General features: G+C 66.3%; 5 protein-coding genes. 1 reads left to right on the forward strand and 4 read right to left on the reverse strand.

Annotated elements, in window-relative coordinates; all coding sequences use genetic code 11:
- The 4 genes from AX735_RS00280 to xylB all read right to left on the reverse strand — a co-directional run.
- Positions 1 to 359, reverse strand: a 359-nt coding sequence (locus AX735_RS00280; protein ID WP_446471760.1) for a thiolase family protein, incomplete at its 3' end; no start/stop codon positions are given.
- A gap of 84 nt (positions 360 to 443) precedes the next feature.
- A complete protein-coding gene (locus AX735_RS00285) occupies positions 444 to 1,076 on the reverse strand; it encodes a flavodoxin family protein (protein WP_066274094.1) in 633 nt (210 codons plus the stop codon).
- Positions 1,077 to 1,148: 72 nt separating this feature from the next.
- A complete protein-coding gene (gene xylA, locus AX735_RS00290) occupies positions 1,149 to 2,462 on the reverse strand; it encodes a xylose isomerase (protein ID WP_066274095.1) in 1,314 nt (437 codons plus the stop codon).
- A gap of 12 nt (positions 2,463 to 2,474) precedes the next feature.
- Positions 2,475 to 3,914 (reverse strand): xylulokinase, encoded by a 1,440-nt coding sequence (gene xylB, locus AX735_RS00295; RefSeq protein ID WP_066274103.1) that lies wholly within the window; start codon positions 3,912 to 3,914, stop codon positions 2,475 to 2,477.
- Positions 3,915 to 4,051: 137 nt separating this feature from the next.
- On the opposite strand from xylB, the gene AX735_RS00300 reads away from it, so the two are divergent.
- The coding region (locus AX735_RS00300; protein ID WP_156447374.1) for a LacI family DNA-binding transcriptional regulator at positions 4,052 to 4,390 on the forward strand (339 nt) is incomplete at its 3' end.

Genomic DNA, 4,390 nt, shown 5'->3' on the forward strand with positions numbered 1-4,390 from the left:
ACATTACGCATCATCTCGATGCCGACGACGCAGGCAAGGTCATAGCGCCCCGCCTCGATCTCGGCCGCGGCGGCGAGCACCGAGACGCTGCCCGAGGCGCAGGCCGCTTCGTGGCGCGAGGTGGGAAGGCCATCGAGCGCCGGGTCGACATAGGCGAAGAACCCGCCGAGCAGACCTTGCCCGGCAAACAGGTCACCAACGAAATTGCCGACATGGCCGCTCTCGATCTCGTCGGCATCGAGCCGCGCCGCATCGAGTCCCTGGCGGACCGTCTCGACGAACCCGTCGCCTATCGAAAGCCCCTCGCGCGCCCAGTTGCGCGCAAAATCGCTCTGGTATCCGCCCAGCACATAAACCATCACGCCTCTCCTGCTTTGATGGTATGCTTATACAAGCTTAACCCATCGCGCAACTGGGGACGTGACGGTCATGCGCCGCCGCGATCAGCTCTCGTCGTCATGCTCCTCGTCGCCCGGATAGGGCTTGGCCTTGAGCAGTCCGGCCAGATGCGCTGTGTTGGCGGCGAGCATGCGCGCGGTTTCGAACGTCGCTTCCGGGGTCTCGTCGAGGTCCTGGAAATCCGTGCTGCCCATCGCCTCGCCCACCCAGTAGCAGGCGGCCCCGGCGGGGATGGTGAAGCCGACATCGTTCAGCGCCTGGAACAGATCGGCAGAGATGCGGTGCGCGCCGTCCTCGTTGCCGACGATCGCCGCGACCGCAAGCTTGGAAAAGCTCGGCATCCGGCCCGTCTCGTCGGTCTCGTCCAGAAACGCGTCCATCCGTTCGAGCACGCGCTTGGCGATGCTCGACATCTGGCCCATCCAGATCGGCGTGCCGAAGATCAGGATGTCGGCGGCGAGGATGCGTTTGCGCAGATCGGGCCATTCGTCGCCATCGCCTTCGTCCGAGCTGACACCGGGCAGCACGTTGTAATCGGCGATGCGGATCGTCTCGGTCAGTTCGACCTCGTGCTTGGCGAGCTGCGACGCGATCAGCTCGATCATCGCATCGGTCGAGGAGCTCTCCTTGCCCGAGCGCTTGAGGGTACAGTTGATCGCGACGGCCTTGAGAGTCATGGGGGCTTTGTCCTTATGCGGGGGGTTCGAAGGGCTTACGAACCGGCCCGCATGAGGTTGCGCCCGCTCAGGTCAGAAGCGGCTGACCAGATTCTCGCAATATTCCTGACGGCCCGATTTCGGCTCGGGCGCGCTGTTGGCGCTGACGGCGCGATCGGCGATGGCCGACAGCGTGGTGCCCTCGGCATGGATCATCTGGCCCAGTTCGCCCTTCCATCCGGCATAGCGCTCGGCGCGGAAAGCCTCAAGCCGTCCGTCCTCGATGATCGCGGCGGCGCGTAGCAGCGAGCGGGCGATGGTATCGACCCCGCCGATATGGCCGTGGAACAGGTCCACCGCGTCGATCGACTGGCGGCGCACCTTGGCATCGAAGTTGAAGCCGCCATTACCGAGGCCGCCTGCGCGCAGCACCTCGAGCATCGCGAGGGTCAGTTCCTCGACCGAATTGGGGAACTGGTCGGTATCCCAGCCATTTTGCGGGTCGCCGCGATTGGCGTCGATCGAACCCAGAATGCCGAGCGCGCGCGCCATGGCGATCTCGTGCTCGAAGGTATGGCCGGACAGGGTGGCGTGGTTGGCCTCGATATTGACCTTGACCTCGTTCTCCAGCCCGAAGCGCTTCAGAAACGCGTAGACGGTCTGCGTGTCGAAATCATATTGGTGCTTGGTCGGCTCGTGCGGCTTGGGTTCGATCAGGATCGTGCCGGTAAAGCCGATACGGTGCTTGTGATCGACCACGAGGCTGAGGAATCGGCCGAAATTCTCCTGCTCGGTACCGATCTCGGTGTTGAGGATCGAATCATAGCCCTCGCGCCCGCCCCAGAGCACATAGTTCGCGCCGCCGAGGCGATGCGTCGCCTCGAGCGCATCGCGTACCTGGCTGGCGGCCCAGGCATAGACTTCGGGATCGGGATTGGTCGCCGCGCCCGCCATGTAGCGCGGGTGGCTGAACAGGTTGGCGGTGCCCCAGAGCAGCTTGCGGTTATGCTGCGCCTGCAATGCCTCAAGATGATCGACGGCCTCTGCAAAGCTGCTGCGGAAATCGCCGATATTCTCGGCATCGGCCATCACGTCGACATCGTGGAAGCAGTAGAAGGGCAGGTCGAGCTTCTCGACAAAGGCGAGCGCTGCCTCGCGCTTGGCGGCGGCGTTTGTCGCATCCATCGGCCCTTGCAGCCAGGGGCGGTTGAAGGTGCCCGCGCCGAACACGTCGCTGCCCGGCCAGCAGAAGGTGTGCCACATGCACACGGCGAAGCGCAGATGGTCCTCCATCCTTTTGCCCATCACCACCCGGTCCTTGTCGTACCAGCGATAGGCGAGGTCATTGGCGCTATCGGGTCCCTCGTAACGGACCGTATCGAAGGCGGCGAAATATTCGGCGGACATGGGGATTTCCTCTCAGATCGTTCTTATGGCGGAATAGGCGGCGCGGAAACGGGCCAGCTTGGGCGCCAGCCGCTCGGCAAGCTCGGGATCGGGCGTGATGCTCTCGCGCACCGGCGGGCGGGTGCAGATGCTGGCAGGATCGGCCCCGGTCGCGGCGATCTGCGCCAGCCGCGCCGCGCCCAGCGCCGGGCCGACCTCGCCGCCGTCGAGATAATCGAGCTGGACATCGAGCGCCGAGGCGAAGATGCGGCCCCACCAGGCCGAGCGTGCGCCGCCGCCGATCACCGACAGGCTCTCGATCCGGGTTCCGACGGCCTGGAGCGCGGCCAGGCCATCGGCATGCGCGAAGGCGACGCCCTCCAGCACCGCCGCCGCCATGCGCCCCGGGCTGCTGTCGTGACCAAGGCCCAGGAACGCGCCGCGCACATGCGGGTCGTTGTGCGGGGTGCGCTCGCCCGAAAGGTAGGGCAGGAACAGCTCGTTGCCCTGGTCTGCGCCTTCCGCTTCTGCTGCGGCGAGCAGATCGGGCACGGTGAGGTGCATCATCGCCGCCGCCCAGTCGAGGCAGACAGCGGCGGACAGGTGCACGCTCATCTGGTGCCACAGGCCCGGCAGGCAGTGGCAGAAGGCATGGACCGCGCCGCCGGGATTGGCGCGCAGGCGATCGGTGGCGACGAAGATCACGCCCGAGGTGCCGAGCGAGAGCAGCGCATCGCCATCGCGCACCACCCCGACGCCGACCGCGCCCGCCGCATTGTCGCCCGCGCCGCCCGCCACCGGCACCGAGGCCATGCCCCAGCGCGCGGCCACTTCAGGCAGCAGGGTGCCGCCAATCGCGCTGCCCTCGACCAGGCGCGGCATGTGCGACCGGTCGAGCCCGGTCGCGGCGAGCAGCTCGTCCGACCAGTCGCGCCTACCGACATCGAGCCAGAGCGTGCCCGCGCTATCGGACATGTCGCTGATTTTTTCGCCGGTCATCAGCAACCGGACATAGTCCTTGGGCAGCAGCACGCTGCGCGTCGCGGCGAAGATCTCGGGCTCGTGCGCGCGCACCCAGGCGAGCTTGGGCGCGGTGAAGCCGGGCATCGCGATATTGCCCGAAATGGCGCGCAGATCGGGAACGGCGGCTTCCAGCGCCGCACATTCGGCATGGCTGCGGCCATCGTTCCACAGGATCGCGGGGCGCAGCGGGCGATCGTCCGCGCCCAGCAGAGTCGCGCCGTGCATCTGGCCTGCAAGGCCCACCGCCTCCACCCGCGCGCGCAGATCGGCGGGCAGGGCGAGCACGGCGGCCTGGGTGGCGTTCCACCAGTCCGCCGGGTCCTGTTCGGACCAGAGCGGGTGCGGGCGCTGCACGGTGAGGGCAGAGCTGGCCTGGGCGATGATATGGCCCTTCGCGCCCAGCAATACCGCCTTGACCCCTGAAGTGCCGATGTCGATGCCAAGAAACACGTTGTTTATCCTCTCCGATCTTCATGATAGCGCTACCACAAGATGAAAGACAAGCGGTCATTTCGCCTCACGTCCGGCAGGCCGGATGCACGCCGCTGCGCCTTGTCGCCACGCGCCAACCGCCCTAGGCATGCAGCATGAACAACGGCATCCAGGAAGAACCAAGGGCCAGGCGCGCAAGGCGGCGGGGCGGGCCAGGCCCCACGCTTGCCGATGTCGCGCGGCTGGCGGGCGTCTCGCCTATGACCGTATCGCGCGTCGTCAATGACAGTGCACGGATCACTCAAGCCAGCCGTGACAAGGTCGAACAAGCTATCCGCGATCTGGGCTATGTACCGAATCAGGCGGCGCGCTCGTTGGCCGGAGCGAGGCAGCATCGCCTTGCGCTGGTTTACGAAAATCCCAGCGCAGCCTTTCTCAGCGAATTGCTGCTTGGCTGTTTGGAGCAGGCGGGCGAGTGCGATGCGGTCCTGTTG

This window comes from Blastomonas sp. CCH1-A6 (genome assembly GCF_001556365.1).
Classification (GTDB): Bacteria; Pseudomonadota; Alphaproteobacteria; order Sphingomonadales; family Sphingomonadaceae; genus Blastomonas; species Blastomonas ursincola.

Bases quoted from the DNA above. Each gene is read 5' to 3' on its own strand.
- AX735_RS00285 (WP_066274094.1), bottom strand. From the start codon at position 1,076: ATGACTCTCAAGGCCGTCGCGATCAACTGTACCCTCAAGCGCTCGGGC.
- xylA (WP_066274095.1), bottom strand. From the start codon at position 2,462: ATGTCCGCCGAATATTTCGCCGCCTTCGATACGGTCCGTTACGAGGGA.